Here is a 19,609-nt window from a genome sequence, read left to right on the forward strand (position 1 = left end):
GTATCCGGGGGGGTGCGGCGGCGGTCGGGGGCAGGGGCGCCCGGGGTGCTTGGAGGTGCGGCGGCGGTCGGGGGTTTCAGAGGCGTTCGAAGGAGCGGCGCAGTTCCCAGTCCGTGACCGCCGCGTCGAAGGCGGCGAGTTCGACGCGGGCCATGTTGCGGTAGTGGGCGACGACCTCGGCGCCGAAGGCTTCCTTGGCGATCTCGCTGGTCTCCCAGAGCTCGGCGGCCTCGCGCAGCGTCGTGGGGACGTGGGCGTGGTCGGCCGCGTAGGCGTTCCCGGTGCAGGGCGGCGGGAGTTCGAGGCCGTGCTCGATGCCGTGGAGGCCGGCCGCGATCATCGCGGCGACGGCGAGGTAGGGGTTGACGTCGCCGCCGGGCAGCCGGTTCTCGAAGCGGGTGGAGCGCCCGTGTCCGACGATCCGCAGCGCGCAGGTGCGGTTGTCGGGGCCCCAGGCGACGGCCGTCGGGGCGAAGGAGCCGGGCTGGAAACGCTTGTAGGAGTTGATGTTGGGGGCGTAGAGAAGGGAGAAGTCCCGCAGGGCGGCCAGCTGTCCGGCGAGGAAGCGGCGCATGACCTCCGACATCCCGTGAGGGTCGTCCCCGGCCATCACGTTGGCGCCGGCCTCGTCCTGGAGGGAGAGGTGGATGTGGCAGGAGTTGCCCTCGCGCTCGTTGTACTTGGCCATGAAGGTGAGCGAGACGCCTTCCTGGGAGGCGATCTCCTTGGCGCCGGTCTTGTAGACGGCGTGCTGGTCGCAGGTGACGAGGGCCTCGTCGTAGCGGAAGGCGATCTCGTGCTGGCCGGGGTTGCACTCGCCCTTGGCGGACTCGACGGTGAGGCCGGCGGCGGCCATCTCGTTGCGGATGCGGCGCAGCAGGGGCTCGATGCGGCCGGTGCCGAGGACGGAGTAGTCGATGTTGTACTGGTTGGCCGGGGTGAGGTCCCGGTAACCGGAGTCCCACGCCTGCTCGTAGGTGTCCCGGAAGACGATGAACTCCAGTTCCGTGCCGACGTGGGCGGTGAGGCCGTGGGCGGCGAGCCGCTCCAGCTGCCGGCGGAGGATCTGGCGGGGCGCGGCGACGACGGGCGAGCCGTCGGCCCAGGTCAGGTCGGCGGTGACCAGGGCGGTCGCCTCGTTCCACGGGACGCGGCGGAGGGTGGCGAGGTCGGGGCGCATGGCGAAGTCGCCGTAGCCGCGGTCCCAGGAGGACATCGCGTAGCCGTCGACGGTGTTCATCTCGGTGTCGACGGCGAGGAGGTAGTTGCATCCCTCGGTGCCGTGGGCGAGGACCTCGTCGAGGAAGAAGGGGGCGGCGAACCTCTTCCCCTGGAGCCGCCCCTGCATGTCGGGGAAGGCCAGGACGACGGTGTCGATCTCACCGCCGGCGACGAGGGAGCGCAGTTCCTCGACGGTCAGCGGGGGTGTGCGGTCTGCCACGGGACGCTTCTCCTCGTTCGGCCTGCCGGGAGTCATAAGGTATGGGGAGAGACCATTGCTTGGGAAGTGCCAGGGGAAGGGGCGACGAGAAGTGATCCGTACGAGTGAACCGGCCGGTCCCGCCGACCGGTTGACGCCGGTGCTGCGCCCGGTCCGGGCCGGCAACGGCTTCGAGGAGGCGCTGGAGCAGGTCCTCCAGGTGGTCCGCCTGGGTCTGGTCCCGGCCGGCGAGCGGCTGCCCGCCGAGCGGGAGCTGGCCGAGCGGATGGGGATCAGCCGGGTGACGCTGCGCGAGGTCCTGAAGGTGCTCCAGGAGCAGGGCCTGGTGGAGAGCCGGCGCGGCCGGTACGGCGGAACGTTCGTGCTGCCGCGCCCGCAGGACCCGGACGAGGCGGAGCTGCGCCGCCGGGTCGCCGCGGTCGACATGGAGGACGCGCTGCGCTTCCGCGAGGTCCTGGAGGTGGGGGCGGCCGGGCTGTGCGCGGCGCAGGGCCTGGACGCGGCGGGCGGGGAGCGGCTGCGGGCGGCGCTCGCGGCGACCCGTGACGCGCCGCCGGCCGACTACCGCCGCCAGGACACGCTGCTCCACCTCACGCTGGCCGAGCTCGCCGGCTCGCCGAGCCTGACGGCCCAGTACGCGGCGGTCCGCGCGACCGTCAACGACCTGCTCGACTGCATCCCGCTCCTGGTCCGCAACCTGGAGCACTCCCAGCACCAGCACGCGGCCCTGGTGGACGCGGTCCTGGAGGGCGACGCGGACGCGGCCCGCGAGGTGATGCGGGAGCACTGCGCGGGGACGGCGGCGCTGCTGCGCGGCTTCCTGGCCTGAAAGGTATGTCAGCGGTCCATTGAGGCGCGCGGCGGCCTAGAGTCGGCAGTGATCCGCACCTACCTGGAGGCAGCCACGTGACCGAGCCGCTCATCGGTGTGACGACCTATCTCGACCGGGCGCGCTGGAGGGCCTGGGACATGCCGGCGGCGCTGCTGCCCGCGCAGTACCCGCGCTACGTGCGGGAGGGCGGCGGTCTCGTGGTGATGCTGCCGCCGGACGAGCCGGCCGCGGCGGCGGCGGTCCTCGCCCGCCTCGACGGTCTGATGGTGGCGGGCGGGGCGGATGTGGAGCCCGTACGGTACGGGGCCGAGCCCGATCCGAGGACCGGCCCGCCGGCGCGGGAGCGGGACTCCTGGGAGCTGGCGCTGATCGACGCGGCGCTCGCCTCCGGCACGCCGCTGCTCGGCATCTGCCGGGGCATGCAGCTGCTCAACGTGGCGCTGGGCGGCACGCTGACGCAGCACCTGGACGGGCACGTGGAGGCGGAGGGGGTGATGGGGCGGCACCCGGTGAAGCCGGTGCCGGGGACGCTGTACGCCTCGCTCGTCCCGGAGCTCGCCGACGTGCCGACCTATCACCACCAGGCCGTGGACCGGCTGGGGGCGGGCCTGGTGGCCTCGGCGTACGCGGAGGACGGCACGGTGGAGGCGGTGGAGCTGGCGGAACCGGCCTGGGCCCTCGGAGTGCAGTGGCACCCGGAGATGGGCGAGGACCGGAGGGTCGTACGGGGGCTCGTCCGGGCGGCGGCGGCCGTACGGAGGTGAGCGGGCGGGTGCGCGAGCGGGTGCGCGGGGCGGCCGGGGTGGGCGGTCCGGCCGCCCCGCGGTTCGTGGGGCCGCGCGGTTCGTGGGGCCGCGCGGGTCGGGGGCCGCGCGGGTCGTGACGCCGCGCGGTCCGAGGGCCTCGTGACGCCGGGGTCGCGCCGTCAGGCCGTGGGGACGGCCGGGGGGAGGGTGGCGGCGACCGGGCGGCGGCCGAGGAGCAGGTAGAGGGCGGTGGCGACGGCCATGCCGACCGGCAGCGAGAGGTCCATGCCGACGGCGGCGGCGACCGGCCCCGTGTAGACGCTGTCGACGCACAGCGCGCCGGCCGCGACACCGCCGAGCAGGGCGGTCACGCCCGCCGGGTTGAACCCGCCGGTGTACCAGAAGGGGCTGCCGGGGGTCTCGTCGGAGAGGGCGGCCGCGTCGTACCGGTTGCGGCGGAGCAGGATGTCCGTGGCGTAGACGCACATCATCGGGCCGGTGAGGACCGTGATCACCTGGAGGGCGTTGCTGACGGTGTCCAGGAAGTCGGAGACCAGCAGCCCGTAGAGGGTGAGGGCGACGGCGACGGCGCCGTCGATGAGGACGCTGACCGTGCGACGGACGCGCAGGCCCACGGCCTGGAGGGCGAGTCCGGCGCTGTACGCGGTGAGGGCGTTGATCGCGATGGTGCCGAGGACCAGGGCGAGCAGGAAGACCGGCACGAACCAGCCCGGCAGGATGCCCTGGAGCGCCGTCTGCGGGTCGGACATGTCGACGACGGTGGCGGCGAGGGCGCCGAGCGAACAGACGACGACGCTCGGCACGAACGCGCCCAGCGCGTTCCACAGCACGATGGCGCGCGGGGAGCTGTCGCGGGGCAGGTAGCGGGAGAAGTCGGCGCTCGTGGTGTACGAGAGCGGGCCCGAGGCGATCATCGTGACGCCCGCGAGCAGCAGGGCCCACAGGGCGACGCCGGAGTGCGACGCGGCCGGGGTGTACGAGAAGTCGGCGTGCCGGAGGACAGCGAGGGCGACGACGGCGAACGCGGCGCTCAGGACCAGCGTGACCGGCAGGTAGAGCCTGATGATCAGCGCGTGCCCGTAGACGCTGATGGCCAGCGTGAGCGCGGCGATGACCACGATGACCACGACCCGCGTCGGGGTGCCGGCCGGGAGCCCGGCCCTCTCGACGAGCGCGAAGGCGGCGGTCGCGGCGGCGGCCAGGTTGAGGGCGAAGTAACAGACGGAGACGAGCCAGCCGCCGACGGCGTTGTTCACGCGGTTGCCGAGGACGCCGTAGAGCGCGCGGGTGACGACCTCGCTGGGGACGCCGGCGGCGGGTCCCGAGGTGGCGAGGACGCCGGTGAGGACCCAGAAGAGGTTGCCGACGACGATCACGCCGATGGCCTGCCCGAGCGTGAGGCCCATGAGGACCAGCGCTCCGCCGATGACGAGGCTGAGGTAGTTGACGTTCGCCGCGGCCCAGACGGAGAAGAGCTCACGGGGGTGGCCGTGGCGCTCGCCGTCCGGGATGTGGTCGATGCCGTGGGCCTCGACGCGGCCGGGCCGGTCACCGGCCGGCAGGGGTGCCGACGCGCGCTCTGTCCCGGAGCGCGGGTCGGGGATCGTGGAAGCCATGCGGCCCTCCGGTGCGTGATTGCCCACCTGGTTGCTTATTGGTCGCACACTCAATAGCATCACCGGTATGTCGTCAAGCGTCCAGCGCAAGCGCGTTCGGAAAACACCCGAGGCCCGGCGGGCGGAGATCGTGGCGACCGCCGCCCGGATCGCCCTGACCGAAGGTCTGGAGTGCGTCACCCTGCGGCGCGTCGCCGAGGAACTCGCCGTCCGGCCCGGCCTGATCAGCCACTACTTCCCCTCCGCCGAGGACCTGGTGGCCGAGGCGTTCTCCGTCGCGGCCCTCGGCGAGCTCGACGCGCTGCTGCCCGCCGAGCGCCCGGACGGCACCCCCGCGCAGTACCTCGCCCGGTACTTCGCGCTGTCGTCCGGCGACGCCTACGACGACATCAGCCGCCTCTGGATCAACGCCCGCCACCTGAGCCGCTACCGGCCCGTGTTGCGGGAGGTGGTCACCCGCATGGAGCTGGCCTCCGACGACCGTCTCGAGGAGCTGATCCGCGACGGCGTCGCCCGCGGCGAGTTCCGCACCGAGGACCCCCGGTCCGCGGCGATCCAGGTACTGGTCGTCCTGGACGGCCTCGGCGCCCACGCCAACTCCGACCGCACCGACCGGCCCGCGGCCGTCACCCGCCTCGCCCTCAGCACCGCGGAACGCGCCCTCGACCTCCCCCACGGCACCCTCGACGCCCCGGGCGCGACGGGCACCCTCCCCCTCACCTTCTCCCCCACGGAGGCCGCCGCGGCGGCCGTGCCGCGCCTGGCCGCCGCGGCCCTCGGCGACCCGCCGACGCCCACGGGCTGACGGGACGAGCCCCCCGCCGGCCGCCCTGACCTCCTCGGCCGTACGCCTGTGGGGACGCGCCACCGCCGACCACAGCCGCCCCCCCCCAGCCGCCCCCGGCCGCCCCCCGCCGCCCACCGTCCGTCCGGTGGACGGACCGGCGGCGCGGCGGCGCGGCGGCGCGCGGAAGGGCTCTCCCGCCGTACCGCGCCCACACTTCTCGTACCACCACCGCTAGGAGCACCCTCGTGTCCACCCGACTCGTCCTCCACTCCGCCCGTCTGCTCGACCCCGCCACCGGCGGCTTCCTCCCGGCGAGCGCGCTCGCCGTGGGCGAGGACGGGCGGATCGCCGCGCTCGGCGACGACCGCGAGGTGCGCGAGCTCGCCGGGCCCGCGACGAGGGTCGTCGACCTGAAGGGCGCCGTGGTCACCCCCGGTCTCGTGGACGGACACGTCCACCCCGTGACCGGCGCCGAGCTCACCGGCGGTCTCGACCTCTCCCCCTGCGCCGACCTCGCCGACGTACGGGAGGCACTGGCGCGCGAGGTGCGCGGGCTCGGCCGGGGCGACTGGCTGTTCGCCTGGGGCCTCGACCCGAACGTCTTCGGCGGCGAGCCGGTCGGCGTCGCCCCCTTCGACACCGTCCTCGACGGGGTCCCCGCCTTCCTGCTGCTCTTCGACGCGCACTCCGCGCTCGCCTCCCGCCGCGCCCTCGAACTCGCCGGGATCGACGGCCCCCGCGCCTTCGCCCAGGCGTCCGCCGAGATCGTCTGCGACGCCGACGGACGCCCCACCGGACTGCTCCAGGAGGACGCCGCCTGCGAGCTGGTCGAACGCGTCGCCCCCCGGCCGACCAGCGCCGAGCGCCTGGAGCGGCTGGCCACGGCCCTGGACGGGATGGCGGCGGCGGGCCTGACCGGCGGGCACGTCATGGACGCCAACGGCGACAGCCTCGACCTCTTCGCCGCGCTGGACGCCGCCGGCCGGCTGCCGCTGCGGCTGCGGGTGGCCCCCTGGTGCCAGCCGGGCACCGACGAGGCCGGGGTGCGGGAGCTGATCGGCCTCCAGGGACGCGGCGGCGCGCTCTGGCGGGTCGCCGGCGTGAAGCTCTTCATGGACGGCACCATCGACAACGGCACCGCGTGGCTGGAGAAGCCCGACTGCCACGGCGAGTCCACCCACGCCTTCTGGCCCGACCCGGAGGCGTACACCGAGGTCATCGGCGCGCTGCACCGCGCCGGGGTGCCGACGGCGACCCACGCCATCGGCGACGCCGCCGTACGGCACGTCCTCGACGCCGTCGAGAAGGCCCGCGCGACCGGCGGCGACCCCGGCGTACGCCACCGGGTCGAGCACATCGAGACCGTCCCGGACGACACCCTCGGCCGCTTCGCCGAGCTGGGCGTCATCGCCTCCATGCAGCCCACCCACTGCTGCGACTTCACCCGCGCCGACCACACCGACAACTGGTCCCGCCGGCTCGGCGAGGAGCGCGCCGGACGCGCCTGGCGCTGCCGGGACCTGGTCGACTCCGGGGCGACCGTGGTGCTCGGTTCGGACTGGCCGATCGCGCCGTTCCCGCCGCTCGGCGTGCTCGCCGGCGCCGTGCACCGCCGCCCCTCCCGCGACCTCGCGCAGCCGCCGCACGGCCCCGAGCAGGCGCTGACCGCGCTGGAGGCGCTGCGCGGCCTGACGACGGGCGCGGCCTACGCGGCGGGCGAGGAGCGGATCTCCGGCCGGCTCGCGCCGGGCCACCGCGCCGACCTGACCGTCCTCGCCGCCGACCCGCTCACCACGCCCGCGTCGGAACTCCCCGACGTCCCGGTGCTCCTGACGGCGGTCGACGGCCGCGTCACCCACCAGGCCCCGCAGCTGTAACAGCCCTGAGGCACGGGGGCTCAGGGGCGTCACAGCCCTGAGGCACGGGGTCTCAAGGCGTCACTGCCCTGAGGCGCGGGGGCCTCAGCCGCCCGGCCGCGCCCTCGTCAGGGAGAGGAGGTCGCGGGCCGGGCCCGTGGGGCGGTGGCCCGTCGGCCAGACCGCCCGCAGGTCGCGGGCGAGCCGGGCGCCCGCCACCGGCACGGCGACCAGACGGCGCGAGGACAGCTCCTCCGCGATCGCCAGCTCGCTCAGGACCGCCGGGCCCGCGCCGCTGACCGCCGCCGCCTTCACCGCGGTGGTGGAGGCCAGTTCGAGGAGCGGCCGGGCGAGCCCGCCGTGCCCGGCGAGGGCCGCGTCGAGGACCTGCCGGGTGCCCGAACCGTGCTCCCGCAGCACCAGCGGCGTGGCCGCCAGCTCCGCCGGTTCGATCGGCGTGCGGCGGCGCGCCCACGGGTGGGAGGGCGCGGTCACGACCACGAGCCGGTCGTGGGCGACGACCGTGCCGTCGAGCCCGTCCGGCACCGCGAGGCCCTCCACGAAGCCCAGGTCCGCCTCCCCCGCGAGCAGCCGCTCGGCGACCACCGCCGAGTTCCCGGCCTGGAGCGACACCGCGGTGTCCGGCCGCTCGGCCCTCAGCGCGATCAGCCAGCCCGGCAGCAGGTACTCGGCGATCGTCATCGACGCCACCACCCGCAGCCGCGAGTCCCGGCGGCCCCGCAGCGCCTGCACCCCCGCGTCGAACGCCTCCGCCGACTCCACGATCCGCCGCGCCCAGTCGGTGACCAGCGCGCCCGCGTCGGTGAGCCGCGAGCCGCGCGGCGAACGGTCCACGAGCGCCACGCCGAGCTGCCGCTCCATGGAACGGATCCGGCTGCTGGCCGCCGGCTGCGTGATGCCGACCTCGCGGGCCGCGGCCCCGAGACTGCCGTGCCGGGCGACGGCGAGGAGCAGTTCGAGGGCGCCGAGGTCGGGCACCCGGTGCGAGAGGTGCGCGGTCACCGTTCCGCGCGCGTGCCCCTCACCCGCGCCTGCCGCCGCACCGCCTCCGGCCGCGGTACCGCCTCCGGCCCCCGTACCGCCTCCGGCCGCCGTACCGCCTCCGGCCTCCTTACCGCCTCCAGCCGCCGTACCCCTTCCGGCAGCCACGATCGCCGCCACGGCCGTCCTCCTTCCGGGGCCCCGTCCGGCGCTCCGTCCGGCGTCCCGGGCGCGCCCGGCGCCCGCGGTCTGCCCCGCATCCCCGGCCCGTCCGTCATCCCCGGCGCGCCCGGCGTCCGCGGTCTGCCCCGCATCCCCGACCTGCCCCGCGTTCCCGACCTGCCCCGCGTCCCCGACCCGCCCGCCGTCGGCCTGTCCCGCATCCCCGGCCCGTCCGCCACCCCCAGCCCGTCCGCCACCCCCGGCGCGCCCGGTACCCCCGCCCGTGCCCCGCCGCTCCGCCCCCGTGTCGCCGTCCTGCTCCCTGCTCATAAGGCCAGCTTATGACGTCATAGCCTCATGATCCCTGGTGGGGGCCGTGACCAGCGGCGACGGTGGAGGCATGGCAAGCCTCGCACCCTCCCGCCCCCTCCTCGGCGCCTCCACCCCGCGCGCCCGCGTGACCCGGTCGGTCCGTCACCTCGGTCCGAACTGGTACGCCTCCGTGATGGGCACCTCCGTCGTCGGCACGGCCGGCGCCGCGCTCCCCGTCACCGTGCCCGGTCTCCGTACCGTCTGCACCGCCGTCTGGGCGCTCTCCCTCGCGATGCTGCTGACCCTGCTCACCGCCCGGGCCGCGCACTGGCACCGCCACCGCGACCAGGCCCGCGCCCACCTCCTCGACCCGGCGGTGGCGCCCTTCTACGGCTGTCTCTCGATGGCGCTGCTCGCCGTCGGCGGCGGCACCCTGACGCTCGGCAAGGACTGGATCGGCCTCCCCGCGGCCGTCGCCCTCGACACCGTCCTCTTCACCGCCGGCACGGCCGTGGGACTGGCCGCCGCCGTCACCGTGCCGTACCTGATGGTGGTCCGGCACCGGATCGACCAGGCGTCCCCCGTCTGGCTGCTGCCCGTCGTGGCGCCCATGGTCTCCGCCGCCCTCGGCCCGCTGCTCCTCCCCCACCTGCCCGAGGGCCAGCCCCGGCAGACCCTCCTGATCGCCTGCTACGCGATGTTCGGCATCAGCCTGCTCGCCACCCTGGTGATGCTGCCGCTGGTCTTCGGCCGGCTCGTCCTCGACGGCCCGCTGCCGCTCGCGCTCACCCCGACGCTCTTCCTCGTCCTCGGCCCGCTCGGCCAGTCGACCACCGCCGCCAACGCCTTCGCCGACTCCGCCGCCGGCGTGCTCCCCGGGACGTACGCGCACGGCTTCGCCGCCTTCGCCGTCCTCTACGGCGTGCCGGTCATGGGGTTCGCGCTGCTGTGGCTGGCGCTGGCCGGGGCGATGGTGGTGCGGGCCCGGCGGGCCGGCATGGGCTTCGCGATGACCTGGTGGGCCTTCACCTTCCCGGTCGGCACCTGCGTCACCGGCGCCGAGGGGCTGGCCCGCCACACCGGCCTGGACGCCTTCCGCTGGCTCGCGGTCGCGCTGTACGTGTTCCTCGCCGCGGCCTGGCTGGTGGCCGCGGTCCACACCACGCGCGGTCTGGTCAGCGGAGCGCTGCTCGCAGGTCCCGCGCCAGCAGCCGCGGAGCCGTCGCGAGCGACGGCCCGTACCACGTGAGCATCCGCCCGTCGACGAGCGCGGCGGCGGCCCCGGGGAACGCCTCGGGGCCGTCGTCGGCGGTGAAGCGGTACGGCTCGTCGGGGAGGACCACCAGGCGCGGCCCGGCGCCGTTCAGCTCGGCGAGCGGCACCTTCGGGTAGCGCTCGGCGTGGTCGGCGTACAGGTTGCGGACGCCGAAGCGGGCGAGCAGGTCGCCGGCGAAGGTGTCCCGGCCGAGGACCATCCAGGGCCGCCGCCAGATCGGCACGACGGCGGTGACCCCGTCCGCCACCGGCTCCACGGCCGCCCACGCCTCCTCGGCCTCGGCCAGCCAGCGCGGGCGGCGGGGCGCGCCGCAGGCGGCGAGGACGTCGCCGAGGGCGGTCAGGCCCTGGTCGAGGGTGCGGATCTCGGTGACGAGGACCTCCGCGCCGCCGTCCCGCAGCGCGTCGAGGTCGACGGCCCGGTTCTCCTCCTCGTTGGCGAGGACCAGGTCGGGGCGGAGGGCGAGGATCGCGGGCACGTCCGGGTTCTTGGTGCCGCCGATCCGGGCGACGTCGAGCCCGGCGGGGTGGGCGCACCAGTCGGTGGCGCCGACGAGCAGTCCCGGCGCGGTGACGGCGACCGCCTCGGTGAGCGAGGGCACCAGGGACACGACCCGCGGGGCCGGGCCTCTCAGCTGCGTCATTCTTCCTCCACCTCGACGTGGTCGGCGACGGCGACGACGAGGAGGCGGGTGCCCGGTTCGGTGGCGCGCCAGCGGTGCCGGACGCCGCCGGAGAGGTACAGGGAGTCGCCGCGGCCCAGCCGGTGGGCGCGGCCCTCGGCCTCCACCTCGGCGGCGCCGTCGGCGACGTACAGCAGTTCGTCGTTGCGGTGCTGGAACTCCCGGCCCGCGTCCTGCTCGCCCGTGAACTCCAGGGCGTGCAGCTGGTGCCGGCCGCGCACCAGGCGCCGTACGCCGTCCGGCATCGCGGTGGTGCCCTCGTCGGCGCGGACGACGTCGACGGTGCGGGCGGCCTCGGCGACGGCGAGGAGTTCGGCGGCGGTGGTCTGGAGGGCCTCGGCGACCAGTTCCAGGGAGCGGCGGCTGGGGCGCGCCCGCTCGTTCTCGATCTGGCTGAGGAAGGGCACGGAGAGGCCGCTGCGGGAGGCGACGACGGCCAGGGTGAGCTGGAGGGCCCGGCGGCGCCTCTTCACGGCCGCGCCCACCCGGGGCGCTTCCTTCTCGTCCACGGCGGCTCCCTCCCTCTGCTGGCTGCCTCGTCGCGTACCGGCCGGTTACCTGCACCTTACGCAGCTTTGGGCCGAGGTTTCGCGTCGTGACGGAAAGGGGGCCGGAAAGGGCACGGGAGAGGGCAGTGGGGAGGGCACCGAGGAGGGCACGGGACGCGACAGCGGGGAGGAGACGGGGCAGGGCGCCGGGGAGGGGGACAGCGGAGAGGGGTGGCCGCCGATCACGATCGGCGACCACCCCTCTCCGGCGGGTCCGGTCCGGCCTCAGCGCGGGCGAGCCGCGCCGTAAGGCGCCGTCACGGCACCGCGCCCCGCACCGGCCGTCACTGCGGGGCCAGCTGCTCCGCGAGGCCCGGCTGGGCGTCCAGCCAGGTGCGGACGGCCTCCTGCTCCTTGCCCTTGCCGGTCTCCTGGATCTGCTGCTCCAGGCCGGTGAGCTGCTTCTCCGTGAGCTTGAAGTCCTTCAGCCAGGCGCCCACCTCGGGGTTGTCCTCGCTGAAGCCCTTGCGGGCCAGGGTGTGCACCCCGTCGCCCTTGCCCCAGACGCCCTTCGGGTCGGCGAGCTTCGTCAGGTCGTGGGCGGAGTAGGCCCAGTGCGGCGACCAGAGGGTGACGACGACCGGCTCCTCGCGCTCGTACGCCCGCTTGAGCTCGGCGAGCATGCCGGGCGTGGAACCGTCCACGACCTCGTACTCGCCCTCCAGGCCGTACTCCTTCAGGACCTTGTCCTTCAGGATGCCCATCATCCCGGCGCTGGGCTCGATGCCCACGATGCGGCCCTTGAAGCGGTCGCCCTTGCCCTTGAGGTCGGCGAGGGACTTCACGTCCTTCACGTACGAGGGGACGGACAGCTCCAGGGAGGTCGGGCCGTACCAGGAACCGAGGTCCTCCAGCTTGTTCCCGTACTTCTCCAGGTACGAGGCGTGGGTGACGGGCAGCCAGGCGTCGGTCTGGAAGTCGAGCTGCCCGCCGGCCAGGCCGGTGTAGAGCGCGCCGGCCTCCAGCTGCTTGGTCTCGACCTCGTAGCCCCGGCGCTCCAGCAGCTCCTTCCACAGGTAGGTGGAGGCGATGCCCTCGTCCCACGGGATGTAGCCGATGCTGATCTTCTTGCCGTGGCCGGAGCCCGCGCCGGCGGCCGTGGTCGAGGTGGCGCCGGAGCCGCCGAGGAAGCCGGAGCCACCCGCGACGAGCGCGAGGACGACGATGCCGACGAGCGCGGTGACCGGCTGCGGGCGGTGCGCCCACAGCTGCGCGGTGCGGCGGCGCGCGGTGACCGCGCGGGCCTTGGCGAGGGCGCGGCGGCCGAGCGGGGAGACCTGGCGGCCCAGGGCGCCGGTCATCCGGTCGAGGTACATGGCGAGGACGACGATGGAGACGCCGGCCTCGAAGCCGAGGCCGATGTCGACGTTGCCGATGGCCCGGTAGACGGCGCCGCCGAGGCCGCCGCCGCCGACCATGCCGGCGATGACGACCATGGACAGGCCCAGCATGATGACCTGGTTGACGCCGGCCATGATCGTCGGGACGGCGAGCGGCAGCTGCACCCGCAGCAGGGTGTCGCGCGGGGTGGTGCCGAACGCCTCGGCGGCCTCGACGAGTTCGCCGTCGACCTGGCGGATGCCGAGCTCGGTCATGCGGACGCCGGGCGGCAGGGCGAAGACGATGGTGGCGATGATGCCGGGGACGACGCCGACGCCGAAGAAGATGATGCCGGGGATGAGGTAGACCATCGCCGGCATGGTCTGCATGAAGTCGAGGACGGGCCGCAGCACCGCGCTGACCGTCTTCGAACGTGCCGCCCAGATGCCGAGCGGCACGGCGATCACCAGGGTGACGAGGGTGGCGACGAGGACCAGCGAGAGCGTCGCCATCGCCTCGTCCCACAGCTGCACGGAGTCGACGAGCGCGAACCCGGCGAAGGCGAGGACACCGGCGGCGAGGCCGCGCAGCCACCAGGCCACGACGGCGAGGATGCCGGCGAGCAGCAGCGGCTGCGGCGCCGACAGGACGGCGTCGATGCCGTCGTACAGGCCGGTGATGCCGGAGCTGACGGCGTCGAACAGCCAGGAGAACTGCGCCTGGAGCCAGTCGACGGAACGGTCGACCCACTGGCCGAGGGGAAGCCTAGGCACCGACGGTCACCTCCTCGGCCGCGAGCCCGCCGAGCACGGCGAGAAGCTTTTCCTTCTGTACGACTCCGAGGGTGGAGCCGCCGGCGTCCTGGACGGTCACCGGGTGCGGGCCCGAGGCCGCGAGGGCGCACAGGTCGGCGAGGAGCGTGTCCGGGCCGACGACCGGCGCGTCCGGGTCGGCCGGGCCCTCGGCGTCGGTCATGACCGCGGAGGCGGTGAGCACCCGGGAGCGGTCGACGTCCTGGATGAAGGAGGCCACGTAGTCGTCGGCGGGCCGGACCAGGATGTCCTCGGCGGTGCCGAGCTGCACGATCCGGCCGCCGCGCATGACGGCGATGCGGTCGCCGAGGCGCATGGCCTCGTTGAGGTCGTGGGTGATGAAGACGATGGTCTTCTTCAGCTTCTTCTGGAGCACGAGGAGCTGGTCCTGCATGTCGCGGCGGATCAGCGGGTCGAGCGCGCTGAACGACTCGTCCATGAGGAGCAGGTCGGCGTCGGTGGCGAGCGCCCGGGCCAGGCCCACGCGCTGCTGCATGCCGCCGGACAGCTCGTCGGGCCAGGACTTCTCCCAGCCGGCCAGGCCGCACAGCTCCAGCGCCTCGGCGGCGCGCTTCTCGCGCTCGGCGCGCGGGACGCCCTGGACCTCCAGGCCGTAGCCGGCGTTCTCCAGGACGGTGCGGTGCGGGAAGAGCGCGAAGTGCTGGAAGACCATGCTGATGCGGCGGGAGCGGACCTCGCGCAGCGCGCGGGGGGAGAGCGCGGTGAGGTCGTCGCCGTCGTATAGGACGCGGCCCGCGGTCGGTTCCAGCAGGCCGTTGAGCATGCGCAGGAGGGTCGACTTGCCGGATCCCGAGAGGCCCATGACCACGAAGATCTGACCCGGTTCGACCACGAAGGAGGCGTCGACGACGGCGGCGGTGACGCCGTTCTCGCGCAGCTCGTCGCGGTCGGCGCCCGCCACGAGGGCGCGGACGGCGTCGGATTCCTCGGCGGGGCGTCTGCCGAACACCTTGAACAGGTGGTCGGCCTGGAGCCTGGACACATTCACCTCACGGGTAGCAGGGAAAAACGGCCCGCCACCCCCGCGACCGGGCCGTGGAGCGCGACGGGATCTGCCCGCACACCCGTCGCGTACGGGGCCCACTGCTCGGGGCCCCTTACCGGGTCCGCTCCGGGCACGCGCCTGCCCCGGCCCTCCGCACACAAACGCAAAGGTGACGGGGGTCACGGAGGCCGAGGAGGCGGGCGGTTCCGGAAGCCGGCGAGAGAGCGCCGGGGACGCGTCAGGGGCGGCGCTCGCGGGCGGGGCATGGGCGGCGCTCGCGGCTGGGGTGCGGGCGGCGCTCACGGCCGGGGCATGGGCGGCGCTCGCGGCTGGGGCGCGGCGGCGCTCACGGCCGGGCGCGGGCGGCTCCGCCCCGCTGTCGGTGGGGTGGGGCATGATCGGAGGGTGACGCGACGCCTGATGCTCCTGGACACCGCCAGCCTCTACTTCCGCGCGTACTTCGGCGTGCCGGACTCGGTCCGGGCCCCGGACGGGACGCCGGTGAACGCCGTGCGGGGACTGCTCGACTTCATCGGCCGGCTGGTCCAGGACCACCGGCCGGACGACCTGGTGGCCTGCTGGGACGACGACTGGCGGCCGCAGTGGCGGGTGGACCTGATCCCCTCGTACAAGGCGCACCGGGTGGCCGAGGAGACGGAGACCGGCCCGGACGAGGAGGAGATCCCGGACACCCTCTCCCCCCAGGTCCCGGTGATCGAGTCCGTCCTCGCGGCGCTCGGCATCGCCCGGATCGGGGCGGCGGGCTTCGAGGCGGACGACGTGATCGGCACACTGTCGGAGCGGGCGAAGGGCCCGGTGGACATCGTCACCGGCGACCGCGACCTCTTTCAGCTCGTCGACGACGAGCGGGCGGTCCGGGTGCTGTACCCGCGCAAGGGCGTCGGCGACTGCGACCTCGTGGACGACGCACTGATCCGCGCGAAGTACGGGGTCCGCCCCGACCAGTACGCCGACTTCGCCGCCCTCCGCGGCGACGCCAGCGACGGCCTGCCCGGCGTGAAGGGCATCGGCGAGAAGACCGCCGCGCAGCTCATCACGGAGTACGGCGACCTGGCCGGCGTCCGGGCCGCCGCAGAGGACCGCACCTCGAAGCTCACCCCGGCCAAGCGGCGCGGGATCGTGGAGGCGGCGGCCTACCTGGACGTGGCGCCGACCGTGGTCCGGGTCGCGAGGAACGTGACACTCCCGGAGTTCGACCCGGCGCTCCCCGCGGCCCCCCGGAACCCGGCGGCGCTGGAGGAGCTGGCGGCCCGCTGGAACCTCGGCGGGGCGGTGGCCCGGCTGTTGCCGGTGCTCGCGGGCGCCCGCACCGGGACGTGACCGGCCGAGGATGCTAGCTTAGGCATACCTAAGTCCCGGGGGTGCGGCTTGGCGCGCCACCCGCGGACAGCCAGGCCCCCACCCAGTCAGGAGAGTCCCGCCGTGGCAGAGCAGCCGGCCCGCAAGGCCCCCAGCGCCACCGAAGCGCAGGTGGTGCGCACCGAGCGGATCACCCCGCACATGGTCCGGGTCGTCCTCGGCGGCCCCGGCCTGGACGGCTTCGACGCCGGCACCTACACCGACCACTACGTGAAGCTGCTGTTCGCCCCCGAGGGGGTGACCTACCCGGAGCCGTTCGACATGGAGCGGATCCGGTCCGAGCGGCCCCGCGAGGAGTGGCCGACCACCCGCACGTACACCGTGCGCGCCTGGGACCCGGTCCACCGCGAGCTGACCCTCGACTTCGTGGTCCACGGCGACGAGGGCCTGGCGGGCCCGTGGGCGGCCCGCGCCCGCGTCGGGGAGACGGTCAGGTTCCTCGGCCCCGGCGGTGGCTACACCCCGGACCCGGCGGCCGACTGGCACCTCCTGGTCGGCGACGAGAGCGCGCTGCCGGCGATCGGGGCGGCGCTGGAGCGGCTGCCCGCCGGGGCGACCGTGCACGCCTTCGTCGAGATCGAGGACGCGGCCGACGAGCAGAAGTTCGCGACCGAGGCCGGCGTCGAGGTGACCTGGCTGCACCGCGCCGGCCGCCCGGTCGGCGAGGCGCTCGTCGAGGCCGTGCGCGGCCTGGACTTCCCGGCGGGCGACGTGCACGCCTTCGTGCACGGCGAGGCCGGCTTCGTGAAGGAGCTCCGCCGCCACCTGCGGATGGAGCGCCAGGTGGATCGCGCGCGGCTGTCCATCTCCGGCTACTGGCGCCTGGGCAAGACGGACGAGGCGTGGCGCGCGATCAAGCGCGAGTGGAACGAGCAGGTGGAGCGGGAGCAGGAGCCCCAGCAGACCGCCTGACCCACCAGAACCGCCGAGGGAGGGGGGACGGGGCCTTGTCGGCCCCGTCCCCCCTCCCCCGTCTCACTCCGCCCGTTCCTTCCCGCCCCCGAAGAGGCGGGACGAGGCGTCGATCTGGGCGAGACGGCGGAGCGCGCCGAAGAGCGCGTCGCCGAGGACCGTGCCGACGGCCACGCTCTCCACCAGCTCCTCGCGGGCCACATGACGGGCGACGTACTCCAGGTCGGCCCGGGCGACCCGCTCGGCCGCGTCCGCGTACGCGCCGAGGACCTCACCGAACCGCTCGTGCCCGACGGACTCCAGCGCGGCGAGCGCCACGGCCAGCGCCTCGGCCGCGGGACTGCCGGGGTGGCAGCGCCACTCCCGCTCGCCGATGAGCTCGCCGACCCGCTCGCGCGCCGCGACCAGCGCCCCCTCCCCCTCCTCGCCCGCGGCGGACTCGCCGCCGTACCGCGGCACCAGGCGTTCGGCCGCCTCGCCGAGGAGGCGGTGCACGGGCCGCTCGTGGTCGTCCACGGCGGCGATCACCTCACCCACGGCCGCCACGGACAGCCCGCCCACATCGATGAGGGCGCGGATCAGGCGGAGCCGCCGCACATGCGTCTCCTCGTACGCGGCCTGGTTCGGGCTCGTCAGCCGACCGGCCGGGAGCAGGCCCTCCCGTACGTAGAACTTGATCGTGGGCACCGAGACCCCGGTCCTGCGGCTCAACTCACCGATGCGCACCGCGCGTTCACCTTTCCCCTGCATTTCCGGCCTGCCGGGCTCCCCTCCATCATAGATAGTGGCACTATCAGATAGCGGCAAGCGCCACTATCCATATCTCGTACGGGGGGATCCGTATGTCCACAGGCACACCCATGCCCGACTCCGCCTCCACCGCCCCGCCCCCGAACGGCCGCCTGCACCGGCCGCTCGTCTGGTTCGCGGCCTCGATGGCCGTGTTCGCCCTCGTCAGCGCGGGCGGGATCCTGTTCGACGACCGGACCCTGGTCGGCGCCCCGATCTGGTCCAAGCCCTTCAAGTTCGCCGTGTCGTTCGTCGCCTACTCGCTGTCGCTCGCCTGGATGCTGAGCCTGCTGCCGCGGGGGCGCCGGACGGGCTGGTGGGCCGGGACCGTCGTCGCCGCCGCCAGCGCCCTGGAGATGGTCCTGATCACCGTCCAGGTCGTGCGTGGCCGGCAGAGCCACTTCAACCAGGAGACCGCGTTCGACGCCGCCGTCTTCCAGGTCATGGGCCTCACCGTGGCCATCCTCTGGCTGGCCGCCCTGGTCATCGCGGTCCTCCTGCTGCGCGCCCGCATCCTCGACCGGGCCACCGCCTGGGCGGTCCGCCTCTCCTCACTGATCGCGCTCGCGGGCGCCGCCGTCGGCTTCCTGATGGTCCAGCCCACCCCCGACCAGCGCGCCGCCTCCGAACCGCCGATCGTCGGCGCCCACAGCGTCGGCGTCCCCGACGGCGGCCCCTCCCTGCCCGTCACCGGCTGGGCCGCCACCGGCGGCGACCTCCGCGTCGCCCACTTCTTCGGCATGCACGCCCTCCAGCTCCTCCCCCTGGTCCTCCTCGTCCTGACCGCCCTGGCCCCCCGCTTCCCCCGCCTCGCCGACCCCGGCCTCCGCCTCCGCCTCGTCCTCACCGCCTCCGCCGCCTACGCCGCCACCTTCGCCCTCCTCACCTGGCAGGCCCTCCGAGGCCAGCCCCTCCTCCACCCCGACGCCACCACCCTCACGACAGCCGCCGCGATCGCCACCCTCACCACCACCGCCACCCTCCTCACCCTCCGGGGGGCTCCCCCCTCCCCCACCCTCCCCACCCCCTCCCACCCCACCCCCGACCCCACGCCCACGCCCACACCCGCACCCGCACCCGCACCCGCACCCCAGGCCCAGGCCCTGGCCCAGTCCCAAAAACCCGGCTCCGGCCCCGCGCCCCAGCCGCCTACCCTGACGCCATGACCACGACCCCGTCCGACCGCGCCGTGGGCGCCGTCCTCGGCTCCGCCGTCGGCGACGCCCTGGGCGCGCCCTTCGAGTTCGGCCCCGCCGGCATGTTCCGCGCCCGATTCCCTGACGGCGTCGGGGAGTTGTGCGGGGGTGGCGGCTGGGATCCGGGTGAGGCCACGGACGACACCCAGATGGCCGTGCTCGTCGGCGAGTCGCTGCTCGAACGGGGCGGGCTCGATCTGCCGGACGTCTTCGACCGCTTCCGGCGCTGGGCGGCGGCCGATCCGAAGGACATCGGCCTCCTGACGGAGCGGGTGCTGCTGGGCGGCGAGTCGTGGGACAGGGCGGCGGCCCTGGACTTCCAGGTGGAGGGCCGCGGCGCGGGCAACGGCTGCCTGATGCGGGCCTCCACGTCAGCCGTCCACTTCGCGCCCCGTGGCCGTGCGGCCACGATGGAGGCGGGCCGCCTGCTCGCCGCCTTGACCCACGGGGACAGGGCCGCGTGGGAGGGCACCGCCCTCCTGCACGAGCTGATCCGGGTCGCCCTGCTCGGCGAGGATCCCCTGGCCGTGATCCCGGATGTCCTGGCCGAGGTGGACCCGCCGCACCGGGGGCGCTGGGCCGCCGTCCTGGCGCCCGGCTGGCGGCCGGAGGACGCGACGGAGTTCAACGGCGCCGTCTGGCCCTGCCTCGGCTCCGCCGTGTGGGCGCTGCGTACCACCGGGACCTTCGAGGAGGCCCTGGTGGCCGCCGTGGACCTGGGCGGGGACACGGACACCGTGGCGGCCGTCACCGGCATGCTGGCGGGAGCCGTCCACGGCTCCGGGGCGATCCCGGACCGCTGGACGGCCGCGCTGCGTGTCCCTCTCCCCGGATTCGGCGACCGGGTGCCCGGCGCGGACGAGCTGCGTGCCCTGGCAGACGCGCTGACCGTCTGACCGTCTGACCGTCTGAC

17 protein-coding genes are annotated in these 19,609 nt (G+C 74.9%); 9 read left to right on the forward strand and 8 right to left on the reverse strand.

All coding sequences use genetic code 11. The features are described 5' to 3' along the window. Window positions 1–76: 76 nt before the first annotated feature. Window positions 77–1,441 carry a glutamine synthetase family protein gene (locus tag ACIGHB_RS24630; RefSeq protein WP_399915909.1) on the reverse strand — a complete coding sequence of 455 codons (1,365 nt, stop codon included), beginning with the start codon at window positions 1,439–1,441 and terminating at the stop codon, window positions 77–79. Window positions 1,442–1,535: 94 nt separating this feature from the next. Between ACIGHB_RS24630 and ACIGHB_RS24635 the strand changes: the two genes are divergently transcribed. Beyond that, the gene (locus ACIGHB_RS24635; RefSeq protein WP_360314302.1) at window positions 1,536–2,270 is read left to right on the forward strand and encodes an FCD domain-containing protein; all 735 of its coding nucleotides are present in this window, start codon (window positions 1,536–1,538) and stop codon (window positions 2,268–2,270) included. A gap of 77 nt (window positions 2,271–2,347) precedes the next feature. Continuing rightward, window positions 2,348–3,037 (forward strand): gamma-glutamyl-gamma-aminobutyrate hydrolase family protein, encoded by a 690-nt coding sequence (locus tag ACIGHB_RS24640; RefSeq protein WP_399915911.1) that lies wholly within the window; start codon window positions 2,348–2,350, stop codon window positions 3,035–3,037. A 161-nt stretch (window positions 3,038–3,198) separates the two neighbouring features. Here ACIGHB_RS24640 and ACIGHB_RS24645 read toward each other — a convergent pair whose 3' ends face one another. After that, window positions 3,199–4,656 carry a purine-cytosine permease family protein gene (locus ACIGHB_RS24645; protein WP_399915913.1) on the reverse strand — a complete coding sequence of 486 codons (1,458 nt, stop codon included), beginning with the start codon at window positions 4,654–4,656 and terminating at the stop codon, window positions 3,199–3,201. Between the two features lie 67 nt (window positions 4,657–4,723). Between ACIGHB_RS24645 and ACIGHB_RS24650 the strand changes: the two genes are divergently transcribed. Further along, a complete protein-coding gene (locus ACIGHB_RS24650; protein ID WP_399915915.1) occupies window positions 4,724–5,461 on the forward strand; it encodes a TetR/AcrR family transcriptional regulator in 738 nt (245 codons plus the stop codon). A gap of 227 nt (window positions 5,462–5,688) precedes the next feature. Beyond that, the gene (locus ACIGHB_RS24655; protein WP_399915916.1) at window positions 5,689–7,320 is read left to right on the forward strand and encodes an amidohydrolase; all 1,632 of its coding nucleotides are present in this window, start codon (window positions 5,689–5,691) and stop codon (window positions 7,318–7,320) included. Between the two features lie 84 nt (window positions 7,321–7,404). On the opposite strand, the gene ACIGHB_RS24660 is transcribed toward ACIGHB_RS24655, so the two are convergent. Further along, the gene (locus tag ACIGHB_RS24660) at window positions 7,405–8,322 is read right to left on the reverse strand and encodes a LysR family transcriptional regulator (protein WP_360314208.1); all 918 of its coding nucleotides are present in this window, start codon (window positions 8,320–8,322) and stop codon (window positions 7,405–7,407) included. A 541-nt stretch (window positions 8,323–8,863) separates the two neighbouring features. Between ACIGHB_RS24660 and ACIGHB_RS24665 the strand changes: the two genes are divergently transcribed. Continuing rightward, window positions 8,864–10,024: a TDT family transporter gene (locus ACIGHB_RS24665; protein WP_399915918.1), complete on the forward strand. Its 1,161-nt coding sequence runs from the start codon at window positions 8,864–8,866 to the stop codon at window positions 10,022–10,024. On the opposite strand, the gene ACIGHB_RS24670 is transcribed toward ACIGHB_RS24665, so the two are convergent. The 4 genes from ACIGHB_RS24670 to ACIGHB_RS24685 form a co-directional block, all read right to left on the reverse strand. Then, on the reverse strand, window positions 9,951–10,694 hold the full coding sequence (locus ACIGHB_RS24670; RefSeq protein WP_360314212.1) for a helical backbone metal receptor: 744 nt from the start codon (window positions 10,692–10,694) through the stop codon (window positions 9,951–9,953). The genes ACIGHB_RS24665 and ACIGHB_RS24670 overlap by 74 nt on opposite strands. Next, the gene (locus tag ACIGHB_RS24675) at window positions 10,691–11,242 is read right to left on the reverse strand and encodes an XRE family transcriptional regulator (RefSeq protein ID WP_360314214.1); all 552 of its coding nucleotides are present in this window, start codon (window positions 11,240–11,242) and stop codon (window positions 10,691–10,693) included. Before ACIGHB_RS24675 ends, ACIGHB_RS24670 begins: the two co-directional genes overlap by 4 nt. A 323-nt stretch (window positions 11,243–11,565) precedes the next feature. Continuing rightward, window positions 11,566–13,374, reverse strand: coding sequence for an ABC transporter permease/substrate binding protein (locus ACIGHB_RS24680; RefSeq protein WP_360314216.1), 1,809 nt, complete (start codon window positions 13,372–13,374; stop codon window positions 11,566–11,568). Beyond that, a complete protein-coding gene (locus tag ACIGHB_RS24685; RefSeq protein ID WP_360314218.1) occupies window positions 13,367–14,416 on the reverse strand; it encodes a betaine/proline/choline family ABC transporter ATP-binding protein in 1,050 nt (349 codons plus the stop codon). The genes ACIGHB_RS24680 and ACIGHB_RS24685 overlap by 8 nt, the downstream gene beginning before the upstream one ends. Window positions 14,417–14,839: 423 nt before the next feature. Here ACIGHB_RS24685 and ACIGHB_RS24690 point away from each other — a divergent pair, with 423 nt between their 5' ends. Next, the gene (locus ACIGHB_RS24690) at window positions 14,840–15,760 is read left to right on the forward strand and encodes a 5'-3' exonuclease H3TH domain-containing protein (RefSeq protein WP_399916129.1); all 921 of its coding nucleotides are present in this window, start codon (window positions 14,840–14,842) and stop codon (window positions 15,758–15,760) included. Between the two features lie 102 nt (window positions 15,761–15,862). Next, the gene (locus ACIGHB_RS24695; protein WP_399915921.1) at window positions 15,863–16,711 is read left to right on the forward strand and encodes a siderophore-interacting protein; all 849 of its coding nucleotides are present in this window, start codon (window positions 15,863–15,865) and stop codon (window positions 16,709–16,711) included. Between the two features lie 63 nt (window positions 16,712–16,774). Here ACIGHB_RS24695 and ACIGHB_RS24700 read toward each other — a convergent pair whose 3' ends face one another. Next, window positions 16,775–17,437 (reverse strand): MerR family transcriptional regulator, encoded by a 663-nt coding sequence (locus ACIGHB_RS24700; RefSeq protein ID WP_399915923.1) that lies wholly within the window; start codon window positions 17,435–17,437, stop codon window positions 16,775–16,777. 209 nt (window positions 17,438–17,646) lie between these two features. On the opposite strand from ACIGHB_RS24700, the gene ACIGHB_RS24705 reads away from it, so the two are divergent. Continuing rightward, the gene (locus ACIGHB_RS24705) at window positions 17,647–18,666 is read left to right on the forward strand and encodes a hypothetical protein (protein ID WP_399916131.1); all 1,020 of its coding nucleotides are present in this window, start codon (window positions 17,647–17,649) and stop codon (window positions 18,664–18,666) included. Further along, on the forward strand, window positions 18,663–19,592 hold the full coding sequence (locus tag ACIGHB_RS24710) for an ADP-ribosylglycohydrolase family protein (protein WP_399915924.1): 930 nt from the start codon (window positions 18,663–18,665) through the stop codon (window positions 19,590–19,592). Before ACIGHB_RS24705 ends, ACIGHB_RS24710 begins: the two co-directional genes overlap by 4 nt. Window positions 19,593–19,609: the final 17 nt, after the last annotated feature.

Source organism: Streptomyces sp. NPDC085460 (assembly GCF_044541975.1).
Taxonomy (GTDB): Bacteria; Actinomycetota; Actinomycetes; order Streptomycetales; family Streptomycetaceae; genus Streptomyces.

What these genes read in the sequence shown, in the direction of transcription:
- ACIGHB_RS24645 (WP_399915913.1), bottom strand. Translation starts at nt 4,656, where the DNA reads ATGGCTTCCACGATCCCCGACCCGCGCTCCGGGACAGAGCGCGCGTCG.
- ACIGHB_RS24650 (WP_399915915.1), top strand. Translation starts at nt 4,724, where the DNA reads ATGTCGTCAAGCGTCCAGCGCAAGCGCGTTCGGAAAACACCCGAGGCC.
- ACIGHB_RS24665 (WP_399915918.1), top strand. Translation starts at nt 8,864, where the DNA reads ATGGCAAGCCTCGCACCCTCCCGCCCCCTCCTCGGCGCCTCCACCCCG.
- ACIGHB_RS24670 (WP_360314212.1), bottom strand. Translation starts at nt 10,694, where the DNA reads ATGACGCAGCTGAGAGGCCCGGCCCCGCGGGTCGTGTCCCTGGTGCCC.
- ACIGHB_RS24690 (WP_399916129.1), top strand. Translation starts at nt 14,840, where the DNA reads ATGCTCCTGGACACCGCCAGCCTCTACTTCCGCGCGTACTTCGGCGTG.
- ACIGHB_RS24705 (WP_399916131.1), top strand. Translation starts at nt 17,647, where the DNA reads ATGGCCGTGTTCGCCCTCGTCAGCGCGGGCGGGATCCTGTTCGACGAC.
- ACIGHB_RS24710 (WP_399915924.1), top strand. Translation starts at nt 18,663, where the DNA reads ATGACCACGACCCCGTCCGACCGCGCCGTGGGCGCCGTCCTCGGCTCC.